Source organism: Candidatus Methylomirabilota bacterium, from assembly GCA_036005065.1.
Classification (GTDB): Bacteria; Methylomirabilota; Methylomirabilia; order Rokubacteriales; family DASRDR01; genus DASYQW01.
In genome coordinates, this window is record DASYQW010000265.1 from 1 (window position 1) to 2,216 (window position 2,216).

A 2,216-nucleotide genomic window follows, 5' to 3' on the forward strand; every position below is an offset into this window, starting at 1 on the left:
CGAAGTCCATGCCGTGGACGCGCACGAAGCGCGCGCTCCCGATCGCCGTGACCTCGGCGAGCGCCGTGCCCTCCGGGGTATGGAGCGCGATCGCGCCGTCTCCACGGGACTCCACCGCCACCTCAAGCGCCGCTCCGTCGACCGTGACCTGGAAGCGGCCCGGCGCGAGCGGCGCGACCTCGACCTCGCGCACGCGGTCGCCGTCCCGGAACGCGACGCGCATCACTCGAGCCCCGGGAGCCGCCAGCGCCCCGCGTCACGGAAGGCGTCCGCAGGGCGCGAGCCCGGAGCCGCGCCGGCGGCACCCGTGGCGCCGCGGTCCACCGCGCCGAGATGCTCGCTCAGCGCAGCCGCCGCCAGGGCCAGCTCGGGTGCGGGCGCCGTTGCGACCGCCGCGAACCCGGCGAGGAACTCGCGCTCGATCCACTCCACGTCGAACGCCCCGCGCTCCACCTCGCGGGCGCGCACCAGCGCCCTCAGGAACGGCAGGTTGGTGGTGACGCCGTGGATCAGGGTCTCGTCGAGCGCCGCGGCGAGGCGGACGAGGGCCGCGGCGCGGTCGGTTCCGAACGCGACGACCTTGCCGAGGATCGGGTCGTAGTGCACCGGCACCTCGTCGCCGCTTTCGATCCCGCGATCCACGCGCACGAACGGCGCGCGCGGCCAGCGCACCTCGAGCGCGCGCCCCGCCTGGGGCAGGAAGTTGGCGGCCGCGTCCTCGGCGTAGACCCGCGCCTCGATCGCGTGGCCGCGCCGCACCACGTCGCCCTGCTCGAGCGGCAGCGCGCCCTCCGCCGCGATCGCGACCTGGGCGCGCACCAGGTCCACGCCGGTCACCATCTCGGTCACCGGGTGCTCGACCTGGAGCCGGGTGTTCATCTCCAGGAACCAGAAGTTTCCGGGGGACACCCCCGAACCCCCGGGTGCACCGTCCTCCCCGTCCCCGGATTCATAGAGGAACTCGACCGTGCCGGCGCCGACGTAGCCGGCCACCTCGGCCACCCGCACCGCCGCCTCCCCCATCGCCCGGCGGGTCTCGTCGGGGAACGCCGGCGCCGGCGCTTCCTCGATCAGCTTCTGGTGGCGGCGCTGGATCGAGCACTCCCGCTCCCCCAGCCAGACACAGCGGCCGTGGGTGTCGGCGAAGACCTGGATCTCGATGTGACGGGGCCAGACGAGATAGCGCTCGATGTAGCACTCGGCGTGCCCGAAGCCCTGCTCTGCTTCGGAGGCGGCGCTGGCGAAGGCGTCGCGGGCCTCGGCGGCCGAGGCCACCACCCGGATGCCCCTACCACCACCGCCGAACGCGGCCTTGATGGCGACGGGCCAGCCGAACTCGTCGCCGAAACGGGCGACCTCGGCCGCATCGGCCAGCGCCACGGTGGTGCCCGGCACGACCGCCACCCCGGCTTTTTCGGCCGCCAGGCGGGCCGACAGCTTGTCGCCCATCATGTCGAGGGCGGCCGGCGGCGGCCCGACGAAGACGGCCCCGGCGTCGGCCACCGCTTGGGCGAAGGCGGCGTTCTCGGAAAGGAACCCGTAGCCGGGATGGACGGCCTCCGCACCCGACGACCGCAGTGCGGCCACGATCTGGCCGACGTCGAGGTAGCTCTCGGCGGCGGTGTTGCCGCGCAGCGGCACGGCCTCGTCGGCGAGGCGAACGTGGCGGGCACCGGCGTCGGCCTCCGAGTACACGGTCACGGTGGTGATGCCGAGTTCCCGGCACGCCCGGATCACCCGGACGGCGATCTCGCCCCGGTTGGCCACCAGCAGTCGGGAGAACGGGGCGGCAGCGACGGTATTCAAGGCCCGGATGCTAAACGCGGGTTCAGACGCGTTCCACCAGCGTGGCGATTCCCTGGCCGACGCCGATGCACATCGTCGCCGCCCCGCGGGCGCCGGCCGGCTGGCCCTGGAGCTGATGGACGAGCGTCGCCATCAGCCGGGCACCGGAGCAGCCCAGCGGGTGGCCGAGGGCGATGGCGCCGCCCCGGGGGTTGACCACCGCCAGGTCGAGGCCCAGCGTGCGGACCACCGCCAGCGACTGGGCGGCAAAGGCCTCGTTGAGCTCCACCACGGCCATGTCGTCGAGCTTCCAGCCGGCCCGGCTGAGCGCCTTGTTGAGGGCCGGAACCGGCCCGATCCCCATCCGGCGCGGCTCGACCCCGGCGGTGGCCCAGGTGACCACCCGGGCCATCGGCTCGAGGCCGTGGGCC

At 74.4% G+C, this 2,216-nt stretch carries 3 protein-coding genes; all 3 read right to left on the bottom strand.

The window, feature by feature from the left end:
• Positions 1-223: hypothetical protein (locus tag VGW35_18500; GenBank protein ID HEV8309658.1), on the bottom strand; the 223-nt coding region annotated here is incomplete at its 3' end.
• Positions 223-1,806: a biotin carboxylase N-terminal domain-containing protein gene (locus tag VGW35_18505; GenBank protein HEV8309659.1), complete on the bottom strand. Its 1,584-nt coding sequence runs from the start codon at positions 1,804-1,806 to the stop codon at positions 223-225. The genes VGW35_18500 and VGW35_18505, both read right to left, overlap by 1 nt.
• A 22-nt stretch (positions 1,807-1,828) precedes the next feature.
• Positions 1,829-2,216, bottom strand: a 388-nt coding sequence (locus tag VGW35_18510) for a 3-oxoadipyl-CoA thiolase (protein HEV8309660.1), incomplete at its 5' end; no start/stop codon positions are given.